Raw genomic sequence first — 17014 nt, forward strand, 5'->3', positions numbered from 1 at the left:
CGGCCTCAGTCGCCTGATCCCGCCTGGGTCTACTGCCGTAGCGGCCGGAACGCAGTCCGGAGCTCGGCAGTGAAAGCCATCGGCTGTTCCCAGGCGGCGAAGTGGCCGCCCTTCGGCAGCCGGTTGTAGTGGATGAGCTTCGGATAGGCCTTCTCCGCCCAGCTCTGCGGCGCCTGGTAGATCTCATCGGGAAAAGCACTGACCGCCACTGGGATCTTGATGCCCCTGGGGTCGAAGAACCCGCCCGACGGATGGTGCGCGTTGTCCCAATAGAGGCGTGCCGAGGAGATTGCGGTGTTCGTCAGCCAGTAGAGCGTGACGTTGTCGAGGATATCGTCCTTCGTCAGCCCCTCGGGCTCTCCGTCGAAAACGCGGGCAATCATCCGGTAACTGCGGATGTCGTGATCGAGCATCCACGACGCAAGCCCGACCGGCGAGTCGACAATCCCGTAGAGCGTCTGCGGCCGGTTGTTCATCTCGATCGCATAGCCCAGCCCATTCTTGTAGAAATCGTCGAGCTGATCGAAGGCGCGCCTTTCGTCCGGTGACAGGTCGGCTGGCGGCATGCCGCCGGCGGCAAGAGCCTTGGCGATGTCAGCCGGAACCGTGGCCGCCATGTTCGTATGGATGCCGAGCAATCCCGGCGGCTCCTGCACCGCCATCAATTCGGTCACCGCGTTGCCCCAGTCGCCACCCTGCGCCACGAACTTCGTGTAGCCGAGACGTTGCATCAGCGTCACCCAGGCGTGCGCGATACGCGGCGGGTTCCAGTTCCCCGACCCCGTCGGTTTCCCGGAAAAGCCGTAGCCCGGCAAAGACGGGATCACCACGTCAAATGCGTCCTCTTCGCTCCCGCCATGCGCTGTCGGATCGGTGAGCGGTTCGATGATCTTCAACTGCTCGATGATCGAACCAGGCCATCCATGTGTGACGATCAACGGCAGCGCATTTTTATGCTGGGAGCGCACGTGAATGAAGTGGATATCCAGCCCGTCGATCTCTGTGATGAACTGCGGCAGCGCATTGAGCCGCGCCTCCATCTTGCGCCAGTCGTAATCCGTCGCCCAATGCTTCGCGAGTTTCTGGATCGTTGCGAGCTGCACGCCCTGCGTATCGTCCGCAACAGTCTCCCTGTCAGGCCAACGGGTGGCCGCGACGCGCCGGCGCAGATCGTCAAGCTGATCCTCGGGGAAATTGACGCTGAAGGGGCTCACCCCGTCGCCGTTTGCCTCAGCGCTGCGCGTCCCGGCAAGCATGCTCATGGCTCCGGCGGCGGCCGTGGCGGCAAGCAGCTCGCGCCGCGTGGGCGTTGATAGGGATGTGGGTGGCATGACGCTCTCCTCTCCGTTTGATCTGTTCGGAAACGGACGAAGATCGACTGACCGACCTCGTTCGCATCAGCAGGTCATTCGCGTCTGTCCGGGGACTATGCTCCCGGGCAACGTCGGGGGTCAACCTACCCGGTCAGGCTATGCCTCGACTGTCTCGATGGACGACTGGCCATTGCAAAAAGCCGTGGCTGCGGGCAGCATCGGCGCGAGATCGAGGAGGCAGAGGAGAATGCATGCCCGACATCGCGATGGGCGTCTTGAGCCAGAACGGAACCGTTCTCCTGGCCAGGCGCAGTTCCGAGCGCAAGGTGCACCCGGATCGCTGGAGCCTCCCGGGCGGCCATATCGAAGAGGGCGAAGACGCCGAGACGGCGATGTGCCGGGAATTGATCGAAGAAATAGGCGTGACGCCGGAGCTCTGGCAGTTTGCAGGACGGTTCACCTCGGAAGACCCGCCCGAAGCATCCGCGACATTCCATGTCTATCACGTCCTTAAATGGCACGGCTGTCCGCGACTGATCGGTGACGAACACACCGAGCTCAGATGGTTCACCGCCACCGCGATAGAAAAAGAAGCCGAATTGGCGCCGCCTCAGCTCACTGAAATTCTCGCAAACCTCGCCATGCGGGAAACAGGCACGCCCACTTAGGTCCCTTGGCGGTCAAGGCGGTCTCGCCAGCTGAACGGGTCCTCAGAGAACATGATGCTGGACGTCGCCAAGCGCACCGGCCTCCATCATCTCGGCGGCCCTTGCATAACCGCCGCCAATTCCGTCGAGGAAATGCAGGTGCGAATCCGGGCTGCCTGATGGCACGAGGCAGGTCATCAGCGCATGCGATTGGCGGTGCAGTCCGAAGTTCACCTCACCGCGCGCCCTTGCCAGAAGAAGCATGGTTTCGACCCTATCAATCTGTTCGCGCGTGCAGTCCAGCGTCAGGCGCAAACCGTCATCGAATTTGCGGAAATCCGAATGGGAGGCGACCTCCGACCAGCGTTTCGCATCGACACGCTTCCCGCTGCCTTTGGGCATGGCAATATCCCTGGGGATAGCCATTTCCACGGGAACCGGATGAGACCGGTGCGACGGCGCATCGAAGACGGCAAGCACGCGCTTCGCCAGCGCCGCAAAGACCTCCGGGCTCGTATGGTCATCCGGCTCGACCAGCAGCGACAGGATCTCGCCCCGCTGGCTCGGGAACGGCGTCCAGTCGCAGCTCAGTCCGGTCAGATCCGGCTTCGTCGCGTAGCGGCCCGGCTTGACCAGATACCGGCCGCTCTTGATCTGCTGCTCCGCCCATTTGAGCCCTCCTCCTGCAAACATCGCATAGGTCGCGTTTTCCGAAGCCGCATAGCGCGCAACCCTTACGTCGCGCCCACTATTGCGGATTTCGCGCACGGTGAGCAGCCCGATACGAAGGGTGAGATCGAGATCGCTTCTTGCAAAGCTCGCGACCTGCCGCAACGCCGAGGTCGCGGCCATGATGCCGTGCGGCGGCAAGGCGAATGCCGCCCCGTCTCCACGAAACACGAAGGGGAAATCGAACGAACCCCAGGCATTACCGAGAGCGGCGATGATCGATGCGCCTGCGAAGTTGACATCTTCATAGCGTCCCGACTTGATCGCCAGCGTCGAGCTGACGACGTCGGTGATGCCGATCAGCCAATCCTCGGGCAGCGGCTCATAGACGGCTGGGTCGAGCACGAGCGAAAACTCGTCATAGGCCTGGTGTGGCTGGGCGTGGCTATTGTTCATGGCATGTTCTCCAGATCGGCAAGGTTCCGGTGCCTGCTACCTCAGGAAGGGTCTGCCGGCCGATCGGCAGGCCCTCCGCATCAAATCCTCTGGCGGTGAGGTCCGCCCTTCCCCGCTCAGACAAGTGTGGTCTCGACGTCGATATTGCCGTGTGTCGCCTTGGAATAAGGGCAGATGCCATGGGCTGCCTCGATCAATTCCTGCGCAACGTCGCGATCAATGCCGGGCAGGCTGACATTGAGGCGCGCCCTGATGAAGAAGGAGCCGTTATCGACGTTGAGATCGATCTCCGCATCGACCTCGGGACCGGCCGGCAGCGTGATCTTCCGCTGCGAAGCGGCAAACTCGATGGCGCCGATATAGCAGGCCGACCAGGCGATGCCGAACAGGTTTTCGGCAGCCGGATGCGGTTGCGGCAGTTTGATGTCGATCGTGCCGTCGCTGCTGCGTGCGGAGCCGTTGCGGCCGCCGGAGATGTGGGTTTTGCCCGTAAAGAGAAGCTTCTCGGTCATGGTGATATCCTTTCGGTTTGATTTGCTACGCGTCCGACTAAATCGGATGCGCTCTAATATGCCGCACCATAACCGATGTCAACACTATTCCGATTTAATCGGATGCGATTTATTTCTCCGGCCAAACTCATCACATCAAGATAATCCTCAACGGCAGCTGTGCGAGCAGGCCGACCCGCTGCGCAAAGTCACGTCTTGCCCGGGAACAGAGCCCTCTATAGGCTCTGCCGGGAAGCGCGAGGTGGCGCCCGTGAAAAAGCCCGGAGAGATGCCATGTCCTCCATAACAGCAGACAATGCGGGACAGTATGGCGACAGCCGGAAGCTCGCCGCGCGGGCTCGACTGCATAGCCAATACACCATCGCCGAGACGGCCTGGTTTCCATGGGTTGCAACGCAGTTGTCCCTGAAGCCAGGCGATCGTGTCCTCGACGTCGGCTGCGGACCGGCCTGGTTCTGGGCAGCAACGGCAGGTCTGCTGCCGGAGAATCTTGACCTGACGCTCGCCGACCTTTCGCAAGGCATGGTCGACGAGGCGGTGGCGCGTTGCAGCACCCTGCCATTCGGCTCCGTCCGGGGTTGCCAAGCCGACGCAGCCGCGCTCCCCTTCGAAGATGGCGCCTTCGATGCCGTGGTCGCGATGCATATGCTCTATCACCTGCCCGACCCGGCCGCGGGCATCGCTGACATGTCAAGAGTGCTGAGGCCGGGTGGCTTACTCGCGGTCACAACCAACGGCGCCGGCAATATGCGCGAGATCTACGCGCTGACGACCGTATTCGGCAATGCCCCATCCGATCCGGCTGCCGAAGCCTTCGGATATGACGCTGCCGAACGATTGATGCGGTCACAGTTTGGAAACGTGAACATGTCGCAGCATCCGGCAAGCCTGAGGATCACTGAGCCCGAGGATGTATTCCTGGCGCTCACCTCCTACCCGCCCGGCGATGGCGCCAGCCAGCTCCAGCTCACCAAGTTCCGTCAAGCCGTTGCCGATGCCTTCACCCAACGCAACGGCGTGCTTGAAGTCCGCAGGGAGACCGCGCTGTTTCTGAGCAGGAAGACGGACTGATCCGTATCGCGGTGTCGGCTGCGGCCTTACGACCGCGGCCGGCCGTCGTCGAACAGCGTGGCAAGCCACTGGTAGTATCGTGGCTGCTTCTCCCGCAACTGGCTGCGCGAATAAGGCGGCCGATCGATGTCACCGAACAGGTAGACGCTGGCCGTGACCGCGAAGAATTCGTGACCATTGCTCATCATGTAGGAATCGCCCGGCCAGACCCGCTTGCCGATATCGAAGAATTGCGCAACATCGGTATTGCCGAATCCGCCCGGAAGCATTCGGTCGTGATAGGCATGCAGAAGTTCATGCAGGATGATCGGCTTGTCAGACGCGAGGGCCTTCACGCGCAGGTCGATGCCGGTCTTGCTGCTGTAATGGCCAGGCCCGGCCTTTGCGGCGGCGGGATTGGCCCAGATCGGGATCATCCGCATGAAGGTGAGCACATCGGGTTTCAGGTCGACATGCTCGACGATATCGAGCTGCCGCTTGACCGCCGCGACCATCTCGTTGTCGGGCTCCGCGCCCTTGGCGTTGGTGAGATCGACCTGCCATCCGTGATAGCTGAAAACCAGCGGATCGGCCGCTGCCGCGCCTGTTGCCATGATGGTGATGACGATGGCGCAGAGCGCCAGGATTTTCGAAATCGGTCTCACAGCCACTCCTTGACAACTCACGCACCAACTGTTGCACAGGCGGTCCAGCCGCACAATTGTGTCGTGGAGGTGTTGATGTCGCGGTGATGAACTCAGGCAGAGGCCAGTGTCGCCGGGGCGATGGTCAGATGGCCGTTTCGATGCATCCGGCTTGATGGTATGTTTCCGCATGACCCGCGACGCCGCCATTGCGAGAGCAGAGACCTATTTCGATTCCGGATCGTTCCGGACGGATCTGGCGCGCCGAGTCGCCATGCCGACGGAAAGCCAGAACCCAGATCGCCGGCAGGTGTTGCTCGATTATATCGAGACCGAGATCAGGCCGACTTTCGAGGCGCTCGGCTTTACCTGCCACACGTTGACGGAGGGCGGCTGGCCCTTTCTCTTCGCCGAGCGTATCGAGGATCCGAAGCTGCCGACCGTGCTTGGTTATGGCCATGGCGACGTGATCCGCGGACTTGACGATGCCTGGGACGACGGCCTGTCGCCCTGGCGGATGATCGAACGTGACGGCAGATGGTACGGGCGCGGCGTCGCCGACAACAAGGGGCAGCACACCGTCAACATCGGCGCCATCCAGGCCGTGCTGGAAACGCGCGGTAAGCTCGGGTTCAACGCCAAATATCTGATCGAGATGGGTGAGGAGCGGATATCGCCCGGCCTGCGTGAACTCGCCGTCACGCACAGGGAATTGTTCCGCGCCGACGTTCTGATCGCCTCAGACGGCCCGCGGCTCACCGCCGAACGGCCGACTATCTTCTTGGGTTCCCGCGGCGCCGTCAGCTTCGATATATTGATCGACGCGCGCAAGGGCGGGCACCACTCCGGGAACTGGGGCGGCCTACTCTCCGATCCTGCAATCCAACTCGCCCATGCGCTTGCCAGCATCACCGGCCCGTCAGGCGAAATTCGCATCCCGGAATGGTGTCCGAAAGAGATCCCCGACAATGTCCGGCATGTGCTTGCCGACTGCGTCCCAGAGGATGGCGACGGCGATGCGAAAATCGATCCGAACTGGGGCGAACCCGGGCTGACGCCAGCCGAAAAGCTGTTTGCATGGAGCTCCTTCGCGATCCTGGCTTTCGAAGCCGGCAACCCCAAGACACCCGTCGGCGCGATCCCGCCGCGCGCCTGGGCGCGTTGCCAGCTACGCTTCGTCGTCGGAGTCGATGTGAAGGATATACTGCCGGCGCTGCGACGGCACTTCGACAGCCATGGTTTTCCGCAGGCGCAGATTGCCCAGGCAAGCGACGAGATTTTCTACGCGACGCGTCTCGATCCCAAGCATCCCTGGGTCGGTTGGGCGGTCGACTCGATCAGGCGCACCAGCGGCAAGACGCCGGCCATCCTGCCGAACCTCGGCGCATCGCTGCCGAACGACACCTTCTCCGAGACCCTGGACCTGCCGACGATCTGGGTCCCGCATTCTTATCCGGGATGCTCCCAGCATGCGCCGAACGAGCATCTTCCCCTCTCCATCGCCCGCGAGGGCCTCGCGTTGATGGCAGGCCTCTATTGGGATCTCGGCGAGCCCGGCGTGCCAGTCGGCCGGCAGACAACCTAGACGCCACCATCCATTCATGCCTCCATGCCCGAACGCATGCTCTGGAAGAAATCAACGAGCGGCCGCGGCGCCTGGTCGTTGAAGCACATGTCGAGGCCCGCAGCCGATTGTGCGGCTGCATCTTCGCTGCGGGGAAGCATCGCCGCCTCGTAGGAGGCCAGTGCTGCCTCGACATCTTCCCCGTGAGCGATGATCGCCTGCGCCAGTTCCGCGCCGTCGAGCATCGCCAGATTGGCTCCTTCACCGGCAAAGGGCGACATCAGATGCGCGGCATCGCCGATCAGCGTGAGGCCTGGCCGGCGCTCCCAGCGGTGGCCGACTGGCAAGGCATAAAGCGGCCTTGCAATCAACGGCGCCTCGCTTCTGGCGATGAGGTCGACGAGCGAGGGATGCCAGTCGTTGAAACGCGCCAGCACGTCCTCGCGCAGACGCCCGCCATTCGACCAGTCGCCTGTCGACCACTCGATCGGCGCCTCGAAGGCGGCATAGCTGCAGAGCACGTCACCCGGCTCGCGATGGGCCAGAATGCCCTTGCGATCCGAGAGCGCGGCCATCATCCCCTTCCCGACAGCTTCCGCCTGGGCAGGAAACCGGAAAGACGCCTCGGTCAGGCGGGCTTCCACAAATGACAGTCCGGCATAAACAGGCTCGACATCGGCAAGCAGCGGCCTCACCTTAGACCATGCGCCGTCAGCGCCGATCAGCACATCCGCCTTGACCAAGCGATCATTGGCGAAGGCGATGACGTAACTGTCGTCTGCACTGGCACTGGCGCTGACGCCGGTGGCGCGATGCCCCCAATGGATGATTCCCTCCGGCAGCGATGCGATAAGCATGGCGCGCAATGCGCCGCGATCGACCTCGGGGCGCAGACCGTTGCCCGCCTCCGAAAAATGCACCCTGCCCGTCTTGTCGAGAACGCGGGACGCATCCCCCTCCTCAAGCACGATCGCGCGGAACGCGTCATAAAGTCCGGCGGCCCTGAGCGCCGCCTGGCCGGACTCGACATGCATGTCGAGCATGCCGCCCTGATGCCGCGCCGATGCGGAAGTGTCGCTTTCGAAGATGCGCACATCCACTCCATGAATATGCAGGATGCGCGAGAGAATGAGCCCACCGAGGCCGGCCCCGAGAATGGTGATCATGATTTTGTCTCCATGCGCCGCGTTTTAAGGACGCCGTTGATCAGGACATCGAATCCCCAGTCCAGCCGGTCGCCCCTGCCCGACAGCAGGTCCGTACCGTGCCGGACGATATTCGGTAGGGTCTCGACATCAGCAGTCTCGATGATCGCCGCCAGCGCGGAAAAGTTGGACGGAGAACGGGCCGATGCCTTCCAGGCGGCTTTCTCAGCCGCCTGCGCCGTCGCAGAAAGCAAAAGCAGATCGACCGCCCAGGCCGCCTGGCCGTCCGGTACCCCACCCTCTTTCAGCAGCGCCAGGATCTTCTCGACAAGCGCGAGGTAGTTCGCCCCGCTGGGCATGGTCGACATCGCCATGCGCGCCAGTTCCGGATGCTCGAAAAGCACCGCGATATAGCCGCGAAGCGTGCCCTTCAGCCGACCGCGCCAGTCCGCCGGCGAAGACGGTTTGGCAACATCCGCGAGCAACGCATCGAGGATCTCGGCATGAAGGTCCTCGGTGTCGCTGATATAGACGTAAAGCGAGGCCGGTCCGGTATCGAGCACGGCAGCCACGCGCCGCATGGTAACCTTGGCGAGCCCCTCCTCATGGAAGAGTGAGAGCGCCGCCGCGATGACCCCTTCACGGCTCAAAGCCGGTTTGCTCGGCCGCTCCCGCCGGCTCCTGGATTGTCTTGCCATATATCCAAACCCCAATAACGAACATGTTTCTAACGAACATGTTCGCTATTGGATGTCAAGATAGGTGGTCCCGAAGCCGCCGTGCAGCCGCTGCTTCGGATGTATCGGTCAGCAATGGCGGATCACCAGGAGAATACGGCGCGCCAGCGCTCAGACCTTTTCTTTCTTCCTGATTTTTTCTTTCGGCTCGACAGGTGCATCAGGCGTCGGCGCCAACAGCTTGCGCAGTGACGAGATCTTATCCTTCACCAGCGGCCGGAAACGCGTGGCGCGATAGGGCATGTCGGCCGCCCCATAACCTTCCGGCCCGTCATCATTGCCGCGGTTGATCTCCGCGAGCTTCACCCCGATGAACGTGCCGTCGATATAATGGGTGTATTCGCCCACCCAGCGGATCGTATAGATCTCGCCTTTACGGATGAGCTGGTCGATGCTGACATGTTTGAAGGTATCGTTGATGCAGACGACCTTCTGGCCGACATGGAAATCATAGCTCATGGGATCAAACTCTCGAAATGGCAATCCGCCTGGCCGATCTATAGCGTGCCCTGCGGCGAGGATGAACCGTTTTCTGCCAGCCAGGCCCAATTGCGGCCGCAACATCAGCATCCGCCGCATGGTTTAGGTGGCATGCATCAGTCGCAATAGGCCTTGCCGCTCTTGCGGGAGCGAAGATCGAAGTGGAAGTGGTTCCAGTGCTCCGGGTTGCTGCCCGGCCCGAGTACGGTGTTGAAATAACGGCAGCTGTCGCTGCGCACCGCCTTCAGCAGCCGCCCCTCGCGCAGCGAGAACAGGCCCTTCTTGCGCACGTCGATCTCGTGGCCGTTCTTCAGCACGAACTTGCCGACGTCGATGGCGTTGCCGCGGGCGTGTTCCGACATAGGATTGTATTTCTGCCGGCTGTTGTTCATGCGCCGGCAGGAATAGCCGCCGAGCGGCTGGATCGTCTTGATGCCGCTCCAGTAGCGATAGCGGGCGGACGGTGCCAGTTCGTTCTTCACCCATTTGGCGAAGGCGAGCGTCACCTGGCAGTTCAGCGTCACAGCCGGGCGCACGCCGATATTGCCGGAAAGCCCCTTCAGCGACACCGGATAAGGCACCTGGCAGGTCGGCCCGTTCGAAATCGGCGGCTTGTCATCGAAGAGGACGCCCATGCGCTTCAACTCGCGCCGGCAGGCAAGCTCGGAGGACGGCATGACGCTGGGATCGACGGGTGCCGCCGGTTCGCTCATCATCGGATTGTTCGGCCGCAGCATCGCGACCTCTTCGCTCTCGTCCTCTTCGGGAACACGGGTCGGCGCCACCACAGGGCTGCCGTCGTTCCAGGCGGGCGCCCGGCTCATCTGTGCCTCGGCCGTCGGCTGCGGCATTGGCTGCTGTGGGGGCTGGCGCATGGGCTGGTTGAGCTGCGTCGGATTGTCGGTACCGATGCCGTCGACAACCGGCTCGGTGGCATTGCCCTCGGCGATCTGTTGCTGTTGTTCCTGCGCCAGCCCGACAACCGGCTCGGCCCCGAGATCGTCATCCATGTTGACGCCGCCGGACGGGATCGCAAGCGCCTGCGTGCCGCCCCAGTTCTGGTTCTGCTGCGCTAACGCCTCGTCGCTGTCGATCATCGGCAGCTTGCCCCGCCGCGCCTGTGGCGCGGCTTGGGCGGCATGGCCGGTGCCGGCAAGGTTTGGCGTGTCGAGATAATCGACCGAGCCCTGGCTATTGCCGACGGGCGCGCTGGAAACCGGATAGGAGGCCTGGCTCTCCACTGGCGCCATGCGCACGGCAGGCGCCATGCGCGCTGCCCCCCGCGACGGCGAGATCGAGCTGACCCTGGTGCCGTTGTCGACATTGGCCGGCGGCACCAGTCCGTCGCTGATCGAACAGGTCGTCAGGGCCGCCGAGAGGATAACGGGCAAAAGGGTTCGCCGAGGAAAGGAAACAAACGCCATACTCTTATCGCTTCCGCAGGCTGGCTGGGCAGTGACCGAAAAAACTCACTCCAAATTTAATAAAAAACGGTGAACGAAAGCTTACCCGCGCAATCTGAAGGCGATGAACGCGAAAAAGGCCGCTCTCGCGGCCTTTTCAAGGTTGAGTCACGAGGCCCAGCGCAGTCTCGCGCTGCGCGAGATCGGCTACCCGTTCGTGAAGTTGATCAGATCGGCGATGGTGAAATGACCCGCCACAGCGCTCGGCAATGTCGGCCGCCACTTCGGCCATTGCGCCAGGAACGAGTGGCGATCCTCGCGGATGAGGCCGGCGATGACCTCGGCAATGATCGTGCCGCCGACCGGTCCGAGATGCTGGCTGTTCCCTACTATCTCCGCCTCACGCAGGATGTAGAACCAGAGCGGCGCGTTGCCGTTGAAGCTGCCGGGATGATCGGTCAGCAATTTGCCACGCGCCTCCTTCCTGTCGGCATCCTCGCTGTCGAACAGCTGTTCGTCCGACAGCGCCTCCATTTCCATGTGCCGGGCGACCGCCTGGCCAGAAGGCAGTCCGAGGCGCCAGCCGCGCAAAAGGTTCAAGGCGGCGAGCGCCCTGCGGATCTTGATCGGCTCCCTCTGATGATCAGGCAGGCTGGTCAACGGATCGACCAGCAGCGTATCGAGCTTGTAGGAGGGTTGCGGCAGAATGGCGCCCGGGGGCGGCGCTCCATCCGGAGCGACCCCGTCGAAGAAGAAGGCCCAATCGATCGACCAGAAGTCGGGAAGCTCGCGGAACCCGTTCAAATTCGCCAGCGGCTCCTGCGCCACGTCGGTCAAGGAGAATATCGGGATGCGGTTGAACTTTGCCATTTTTCCATTGAATGGCTGCTCGTCGGGCCTGGCCTTCGTCACGATCCTGTTGAGGGAATAGCTCGGCCTCACCATCGTATGGCCATATCGGTAAGCTGCGACCGAGAATTCGACCGGGATAAAGGCATACCGGCCCTGCGGATTGTAGAAACGAATGACAGGCTTTTCGCCTCGTCCGACGATGACGCGCTCATAAGTCTCCTGACCGATTATCCTGGGCAGGAAATCATGCAGGACGATCCACTGGTAGTGCCAGCGCACCGTCTGCTGACAGAGCTCGAAATCGCGGGTACCCAGTGTATCCACCACCTTGTTGTGAAATCTGAGGAAGGTGGTGTGAAGTTGCGAGACGATCAGGTTTTCATCATTGCGCTTATCGCCAAGCAGCGCGCGCCGGATCGAGGCGTTGTTCCTCGGCAGATCGGGGCGCTTGTTTCGCGCCTTGTCGAAATCCTTGTCCGTCCCGAGAAGCATGTGAAGCTCGTCGTCGTCATAAAGGAAAGGCTGGTCGGCCGGGCCTGAGCCATAGACCGAATCCAGGTCGAGACGTGGCGTGCGGAAATCCTGCAGGGCATTGGGATCGTTGAATCGATCAAGCGACGAGGCTGGATCGAAGGTGATGTCATGATCGAGAAACTGCCCGAAATAGGTGAAGCCGGCAGGAATCGCCGGGTTTTCGTCTTCAGGCTCTCTCTCGTTGAGCGCAACATCGACGGGCTCGTGATCCTTGATCTTCTCCGCGAACTCCCCCTGGAACATCGTTTTCGCGAGATCGACGAGCGCCGCTTCGGTAAATGCGGCGGACGGCAGGTTGCGGAACATCCTCCCGAATCTCTGATCGCGAACACTCGATTGCGCGACGTTATCCATACCTCTCACAGGCGAACCATGCTTGCTCTGAGCCATTTCGGGCCTCCCTCGGTTGCAAAGCTGGAATGCGGTGACGGAAACCCCTTGAGGTTTCCGGCAGCGGAGTGATTGAGGGCAGCGGCATTCGATGCGGACGACTGCAGGCGGCAAAAGGTCGGTTTCATCGATCCCCAATGCAGGGGAACAGGCAGCGGCCATGCCAAAGCCGCCGGGACTGTGGTCTCGGATATTTGGAGAAATTGGAGAATTGTGTTGGCTTCCGTTACGGTAGCTATCGCTAGCTTCGAAATGCCCCGTCCCTCAAGTACAACCTGAATGAAGCATATTAGCAGAATAATTGCAATTACATTCGCTTACTGATTGAATCCGCTGCTTTTTACCAAGAACTGCCGTAACGTATAGTTCCCTGAAAAGCTTAGAATTGCGCCAATCCAAGATCGTCAATAGTCGAGGGGAGCATGGGGACGATCTGCAACAGCTCTGACTGCTGACAAAATAGGCCAACTCCTCTTTCATCATCCTCGGGATTGTCTCGAGCATCTACAGCCAGTGCAGCAGGTCCTCGGCACGAGGCCGATTAAAGAACGAGACTTGTCAATAAAAAAGAGCCGTGACGACGGCTCTTTTTCCTAAGTGTCTGAAGCGCGGGCCGTCCGACTTTGGTGAGAGGCCGTTACATCGGACGGCTCTTCTTTCGGTTCCTCACGCGGCCCGGGTGTACCTCGCCTCGGCCTGTTGCCCGGCGCCGCGCAGGCGGAAATTCGCGAGTAGCGTTTTCAGCTGGGTGCTTTCGTCGGCAAGCGTGCGGCTTGCCGCCGTCGTTTCCTCGACCATGGCGGCGTTCTGCTGTGTCATCTGGTCCATATGGTTGACGGAGCTATTGATCTCGTTCAGCCCGGTCGACTGCTCGCGCGCCGCCGTGGCGATCGACACGACGTGATCGTTGACGCGGTTGACCAGCGCCTCGATCTCCAACAGCGCGTCACCGGTCGAGCGCACCAGCGCCACGCCGCCCTCGACTTCGGCCGCCGAGCGGCTGATCAGCGCCTTGATCTCCTTGGCCGCATTGGCGGAACGCTGGGCGAGTTCGCGCACCTCCTGGGCGACGACGGCAAAGCCGCGGCCCGCCTCGCCGGCACGTGCGGCCTCGACACCGGCATTCAGCGCCAGCAGGTTGGTCTGGAAAGCGATCTCGTCGATGACGGAGATGATCTGGCTGATGCGGTTGGAGGATTCTTCGATCCGGCCCATCGCGGTGACCGCATTGCGAACGATCTCGCCGGATTTTCCGGCGCTCGCCTTGGTCTCAGTGACCATCTCGCGGGCCTCGTTTGCGCGCTCGGATGCGGTCTTGACGGTCGCGGTGATCTCGTCGAGCGCTGCCGCGGTCTCTTCGAGTGCGGCCGCCTGCTGTTCCGTACGCTTCGACAGGTTGCCGGTCGCCTCGCTGATGTCGGAAGCACTTTCGTTGACGACATGGCTCGATTCGGCGATCGCATGGATCACGCCGTTCAGCGCGTCGACGGCGGCGTTGAAATCGCCCCTCAGCTTGGCGTAATCCTCGCCGATATCGCCGATCGCAACCGTCAGGTCGCCGCCCGCGAGCTTCTCAAGGCCGACGCCGAGCGCCTGCATCGCTTGGGTTTGCCGCTCGGACACCGAACGCAGGCTTGCCTCGTTGCCGCGGCGCTCTTCTTCGATCTGGCGCTGCCTTTCGTCTTCCCGCCCGCGCAGCGCACTACGCTCGTCGACGGAATCGCGCAGCACCAGCAGCGCCTTGGCCATCTGGCCGATCTCGTCGCGACGGTCGCTGCCTGATATCTCCACCGATGCTTCTTCGGCCGCAATCGCGTTCATCGCCGCCTTCAGCCGGGCGATCGGTGCAGTCACGCTACGCACGATGGCATAGGCGATGGCAATCGTTGCGGCGGCGCCAAGCAGGCAGAGCAGCGCGGCCCACATCGCGTTCTGGCGATAGAGCGCGGCAAGGTCATCCGCATAGACACCGGTGCCGACGATCCAGCCCCAGGGCTCGAAACCGGCGACATAGGAATATTTCAGCACTGGCTGGTCGGCGCCCGGCTTCGGCCAAAGATAATCGACGAAGCCCTTGCCGTCCTTCTTCACCTTGTTGACGAACTCGACGAACAGGAACTTGCCGGTCGGATCCTTCATCTGGGAGATATCGGTGCCGTTCAGCTGCGGCTTGATCGGGTGCATCACCATGGTGGGGTGCATGTCGTTGATCCAGAAATAACCGTCGGCGCCGTAGCGCATCGCGCCGATCACGTCCTTGGCGGCCGCCTGCGCCTGTTCGCGGGTCATCGTGCCCGCCTGTTCCATCTTGTAATATTTGTCGAATATGCCGAGCGCCGTTGCATCCATTTGCGCCAGCCCCGCCTTCCGCTCCGCTTCCAGCTCAGAATAGGAATAGTTCAGAAAGAAGACCATCGTCGCAGCGAGCACGGCAAGCGCGAATGCGACGAGGCAGTAAAGGCGGGTGGAAATCTTGACGTTGCGCATGAGGTTCCCGGCGATTCTTGTATTTGAGATCGATCGCATTCTGAATTGCCGGAATTACTGGAGCGTAAAGCTTAATTAGAAAAATATTAAATAACGTAAGGTCAGGTGAAAGCTGCAAAATTCAACCATTTGAAATCGAATGAAATTTCAATCGGAAACGGCAGCAACATTTTTCCCGTCGGCCGTCCGTAGCGCTTGGCCTTGCCGTCTTTTACACCCCACAGCCTTTGCACTAGGGTGCTTCCCAGTGAATCGCCGGCCCGTGGCCCGCACCAGATGGAGAAGACTTGATGACCGATGCCGCCAAGCCGAGAGGCGAACTGACGCTGAGGACGCTTGCCATGCCGGGCGACGCCAATCCGGCCGGCGATATCTTCGGTGGCTGGGTCATGGCGCAGATGGACCTTGCCTCAGGCATCCGTGCGGCCGAGCGCGCCAAGGGCCGCGTCGTAACCGCCGCCGTCAAAGAGATGGCCTTCGAGCTGCCGGTCAAGATCGGCGACACGCTTTCCGTCTATACTGATATCGACCGTGTCGGCCGCACCTCGATCACGCTGATCGTCGAAGCCTGGGCGCATCGTTCGCGCTACAACCAGCAGGAAAAGGTCACCGCCGGCACCTTCATCATGGTGGCGCTCGACGAAGAGGGCAAACCGAAGCAAGTCCCCGAGGAGTGACAAGCCAAGGATCGAACGCATGGAAACGGTCAGCTCGCCGGAGGTCTTCCTTCACATCAAGGTGGTGATGGGCATGGTCATCAGCCTTTCGCTCGCGAGAGTGCTCACCGGCCTTGCCGGCATCGTCCAGCATCCCGCCAAGGCCAAGGTCTATCCCATCCATCTCGGCTGGGCGCTATCGATGTTCCTCTTCATCATCCATATCTGGTGGTGGGAATATCGTCTGCAGGCCGTGCCTGCGATCGGCTTCGGCATCTATCTCTTCCTGATCTGCTTCTGCAGTCTGTTTTTCCTGCTTTGCGCCCTGCTCTTTCCTGCCTCGCTCGACGAATATGGCGGCTACGAGGAATATTTCATTTCCCGGCGCAAATGGTTCTTCGGTATCCTCGGCCTCACCTACGCCGTCGATATTCTCGACACGGCAATCAAGGGCCATGAGCGCATCCTCTCCCTCGGCTGGGAATACCCAGCTCGCAACATCGTCTACATCCTCCTCTGCGCCATCGCCGCCTGGACCCCCAACCGCCGCTTCCACGCCACCTTCGTCATCGCCAACCTGATCTACCAAATCAGCTTCATCTTCCGTCTTTATGATGTGTTGGGGTGAGAAGCGGTCCCGCAAAGCGGGAGCAATCGATCCAGTGAATCGATTGCAGCTTCGAACGCCCTGAGCCCAAGCGAAGGGCCGGGAGCGCCGCAACCACAGACTGCACCCCAAAAGCCGTAGCACACATCACACGCCCGCATCCGTCCTCTGCTTTACCCCACCCGCCCAACGCAACGAAACGGCCGCATAGTGCGCAGCGCACGCACACGTCCCCAGGATCGCGATGTGATGCAGGAAGAACCCGATCGTGGACTCCTGGAAGTCCCAGAAATCGATCGATGGCCGGGCAATCAGCCGGTCTCCGATTCCCATGACGAACAGGCTGTGGATGCCCCACGCCGCTATTGCGCCCGTGGCAGCGCGAAGGGATGCAGTCCTGATCGCGTTTGGAGCACCGACCCGTAAAAGCCCGACAATGACGGCCATGATCATCGACCAGTGAAGGCCGAGATGGACGGCTGCGAGGACGAACGCCCAGTAGGCCGCAAGGATGTGAATTTCGCGCGCCGTCGGCCCGCCGTTCAAGGGAAGGAAAGCAAACACCGAGCGGGAAATCAGCACGCTGGTCACCAGCAAAGCTGATATCGCCAGGGCGATCGAGATATTCGACGCGTTTGTCAGAAGGTTTGGCCGACCGCGCGCCGCCTTCGGAAGCCTCGCCCACCACCGCCTGTTGAAGACGTTGTGCGATAGGAGAAGGATGAACATGCCGGTGCCGATCAGCTCATGCGAGGTGTTGTCGAGCCACCAGTAGGCGAGCGCGGCCAGAAGCAGCCCGGCCGCGGTGAAATCGAGCACGAGGCGTATCATGAAAAAAGGACTCACGATGCGACGCCCTCGCCGGGGA

16 protein-coding genes are annotated in these 17014 nt (G+C 61.5%); 5 read left to right on the plus strand and 11 right to left on the minus strand.

Annotated elements, in window-relative coordinates; translation table 11 throughout:
* Positions 1 to 29: 29 nt before the first annotated feature.
* Positions 30 to 1331 carry an epoxide hydrolase family protein gene (locus J3P73_RS14885; protein WP_018074509.1) on the minus strand — a complete coding sequence of 434 codons (1302 nt, stop codon included), beginning with the start codon at positions 1329 to 1331 and terminating at the stop codon, positions 30 to 32.
* Between the two features lie 233 nt (positions 1332 to 1564).
* Here J3P73_RS14885 and J3P73_RS14890 point away from each other — a divergent pair, with 233 nt between their 5' ends.
* Positions 1565 to 1981, plus strand: a complete 417-nt coding sequence (locus tag J3P73_RS14890; protein WP_018074508.1) for an NUDIX hydrolase — start codon at positions 1565 to 1567, stop codon at positions 1979 to 1981.
* Between the two features lie 42 nt (positions 1982 to 2023).
* Here J3P73_RS14890 and J3P73_RS14895 read toward each other — a convergent pair whose 3' ends face one another.
* Together J3P73_RS14895 and J3P73_RS14900 are read right to left on the minus strand one after the other, a co-directional pair.
* Positions 2024 to 3085 (minus strand): DUF3095 family protein, encoded by a 1062-nt coding sequence (locus J3P73_RS14895; RefSeq protein ID WP_130692028.1) that lies wholly within the window; start codon positions 3083 to 3085, stop codon positions 2024 to 2026.
* 116 nt (positions 3086 to 3201) lie between these two features.
* Positions 3202 to 3597, minus strand: coding sequence for an Ohr family peroxiredoxin (locus J3P73_RS14900; RefSeq protein ID WP_130692030.1), 396 nt, complete (start codon positions 3595 to 3597; stop codon positions 3202 to 3204).
* Positions 3598 to 3870: 273 nt separating this feature from the next.
* Here J3P73_RS14900 and J3P73_RS14905 point away from each other — a divergent pair, with 273 nt between their 5' ends.
* Positions 3871 to 4668 carry a class I SAM-dependent methyltransferase gene (locus J3P73_RS14905; RefSeq protein WP_130692032.1) on the plus strand — a complete coding sequence of 266 codons (798 nt, stop codon included), beginning with the start codon at positions 3871 to 3873 and terminating at the stop codon, positions 4666 to 4668.
* 26 nt (positions 4669 to 4694) lie between these two features.
* On the opposite strand, the gene J3P73_RS14910 is transcribed toward J3P73_RS14905, so the two are convergent.
* Positions 4695 to 5312 carry a hypothetical protein gene (locus J3P73_RS14910; protein WP_018493086.1) on the minus strand — a complete coding sequence of 206 codons (618 nt, stop codon included), beginning with the start codon at positions 5310 to 5312 and terminating at the stop codon, positions 4695 to 4697.
* Positions 5313 to 5481: 169 nt separating this feature from the next.
* Between J3P73_RS14910 and J3P73_RS14915 the strand changes: the two genes are divergently transcribed.
* The gene (locus J3P73_RS14915) at positions 5482 to 6876 is read left to right on the plus strand and encodes a M20 family metallopeptidase (protein WP_024322160.1); all 1395 of its coding nucleotides are present in this window, start codon (positions 5482 to 5484) and stop codon (positions 6874 to 6876) included.
* 14 nt (positions 6877 to 6890) lie between these two features.
* Here the strand turns inward: J3P73_RS14915 and J3P73_RS14920 are convergent, their stop codons facing one another.
* The 6 genes from J3P73_RS14920 to J3P73_RS14945 form a co-directional block, all read right to left on the minus strand.
* Positions 6891 to 8021 (minus strand): FAD-dependent oxidoreductase, encoded by a 1131-nt coding sequence (locus J3P73_RS14920; protein ID WP_130692034.1) that lies wholly within the window; start codon positions 8019 to 8021, stop codon positions 6891 to 6893.
* Positions 8018 to 8650, minus strand: coding sequence for a TetR/AcrR family transcriptional regulator (locus J3P73_RS14925; protein ID WP_130693091.1), 633 nt, complete (start codon positions 8648 to 8650; stop codon positions 8018 to 8020). The genes J3P73_RS14920 and J3P73_RS14925 overlap by 4 nt, the downstream gene beginning before the upstream one ends.
* A 198-nt stretch (positions 8651 to 8848) precedes the next feature.
* Positions 8849 to 9196: a CAP-Gly domain-containing protein gene (locus tag J3P73_RS14930; RefSeq protein ID WP_012757920.1), complete on the minus strand. Its 348-nt coding sequence runs from the start codon at positions 9194 to 9196 to the stop codon at positions 8849 to 8851.
* 137 nt (positions 9197 to 9333) lie between these two features.
* A complete protein-coding gene (locus J3P73_RS14935; protein ID WP_130692036.1) occupies positions 9334 to 10641 on the minus strand; it encodes an extensin-like domain-containing protein in 1308 nt (435 codons plus the stop codon).
* Positions 10642 to 10827: 186 nt separating this feature from the next.
* The gene (locus J3P73_RS14940) at positions 10828 to 12396 is read right to left on the minus strand and encodes a peroxidase family protein (protein ID WP_226532034.1); all 1569 of its coding nucleotides are present in this window, start codon (positions 12394 to 12396) and stop codon (positions 10828 to 10830) included.
* 666 nt (positions 12397 to 13062) lie between these two features.
* The gene (locus J3P73_RS14945; RefSeq protein WP_020397677.1) at positions 13063 to 14883 is read right to left on the minus strand and encodes a methyl-accepting chemotaxis protein; all 1821 of its coding nucleotides are present in this window, start codon (positions 14881 to 14883) and stop codon (positions 13063 to 13065) included.
* 290 nt (positions 14884 to 15173) lie between these two features.
* On the opposite strand from J3P73_RS14945, the gene J3P73_RS14950 reads away from it, so the two are divergent.
* Positions 15174 to 15560: an acyl-CoA thioesterase gene (locus tag J3P73_RS14950; protein ID WP_012757923.1), complete on the plus strand. Its 387-nt coding sequence runs from the start codon at positions 15174 to 15176 to the stop codon at positions 15558 to 15560.
* Between the two features lie 19 nt (positions 15561 to 15579).
* Positions 15580 to 16167, plus strand: a complete 588-nt coding sequence (locus J3P73_RS14955; RefSeq protein WP_018074495.1) for a hypothetical protein — start codon at positions 15580 to 15582, stop codon at positions 16165 to 16167.
* A gap of 126 nt (positions 16168 to 16293) precedes the next feature.
* Here J3P73_RS14955 and J3P73_RS14960 read toward each other — a convergent pair whose 3' ends face one another.
* A complete protein-coding gene (locus J3P73_RS14960; protein ID WP_130655771.1) occupies positions 16294 to 16992 on the minus strand; it encodes a DUF4405 domain-containing protein in 699 nt (232 codons plus the stop codon).
* Between the last annotated feature and the right edge of the window lie 22 nt (positions 16993 to 17014).

The organism is Rhizobium ruizarguesonis, from assembly GCF_017357285.1.
Taxonomy (GTDB): domain Bacteria; phylum Pseudomonadota; class Alphaproteobacteria; order Rhizobiales; family Rhizobiaceae; genus Rhizobium; species Rhizobium ruizarguesonis.

Coding starts and splice junctions, on each gene's coding strand:
- J3P73_RS14885 (WP_018074509.1), bottom strand. CDS start 1,331: ATGCCACCCACATCCCTATCAACGCCCACGCGGCGCGAGCTGCTTGCC.
- J3P73_RS14890 (WP_018074508.1), top strand. CDS start 1,565: ATGCCCGACATCGCGATGGGCGTCTTGAGCCAGAACGGAACCGTTCTC.
- J3P73_RS14895 (WP_130692028.1), bottom strand. CDS start 3,085: ATGAACAATAGCCACGCCCAGCCACACCAGGCCTATGACGAGTTTTCG.
- J3P73_RS14900 (WP_130692030.1), bottom strand. CDS start 3,597: ATGACCGAGAAGCTTCTCTTTACGGGCAAAACCCACATCTCCGGCGGC.
- J3P73_RS14905 (WP_130692032.1), top strand. CDS start 3,871: ATGTCCTCCATAACAGCAGACAATGCGGGACAGTATGGCGACAGCCGG.
- J3P73_RS14915 (WP_024322160.1), top strand. CDS start 5,482: ATGACCCGCGACGCCGCCATTGCGAGAGCAGAGACCTATTTCGATTCC.
- J3P73_RS14920 (WP_130692034.1), bottom strand. CDS start 8,021: ATGATCACCATTCTCGGGGCCGGCCTCGGTGGGCTCATTCTCTCGCGC.
- J3P73_RS14930 (WP_012757920.1), bottom strand. CDS start 9,196: ATGAGCTATGATTTCCATGTCGGCCAGAAGGTCGTCTGCATCAACGAT.
- J3P73_RS14935 (WP_130692036.1), bottom strand. CDS start 10,641: ATGGCGTTTGTTTCCTTTCCTCGGCGAACCCTTTTGCCCGTTATCCTC.
- J3P73_RS14940 (WP_226532034.1), bottom strand. CDS start 12,396: ATGGCTCAGAGCAAGCATGGTTCGCCTGTGAGAGGTATGGATAACGTC.
- J3P73_RS14945 (WP_020397677.1), bottom strand. CDS start 14,883: ATGCGCAACGTCAAGATTTCCACCCGCCTTTACTGCCTCGTCGCATTC.
- J3P73_RS14950 (WP_012757923.1), top strand. CDS start 15,174: ATGACCGATGCCGCCAAGCCGAGAGGCGAACTGACGCTGAGGACGCTT.
- J3P73_RS14955 (WP_018074495.1), top strand. CDS start 15,580: ATGGAAACGGTCAGCTCGCCGGAGGTCTTCCTTCACATCAAGGTGGTG.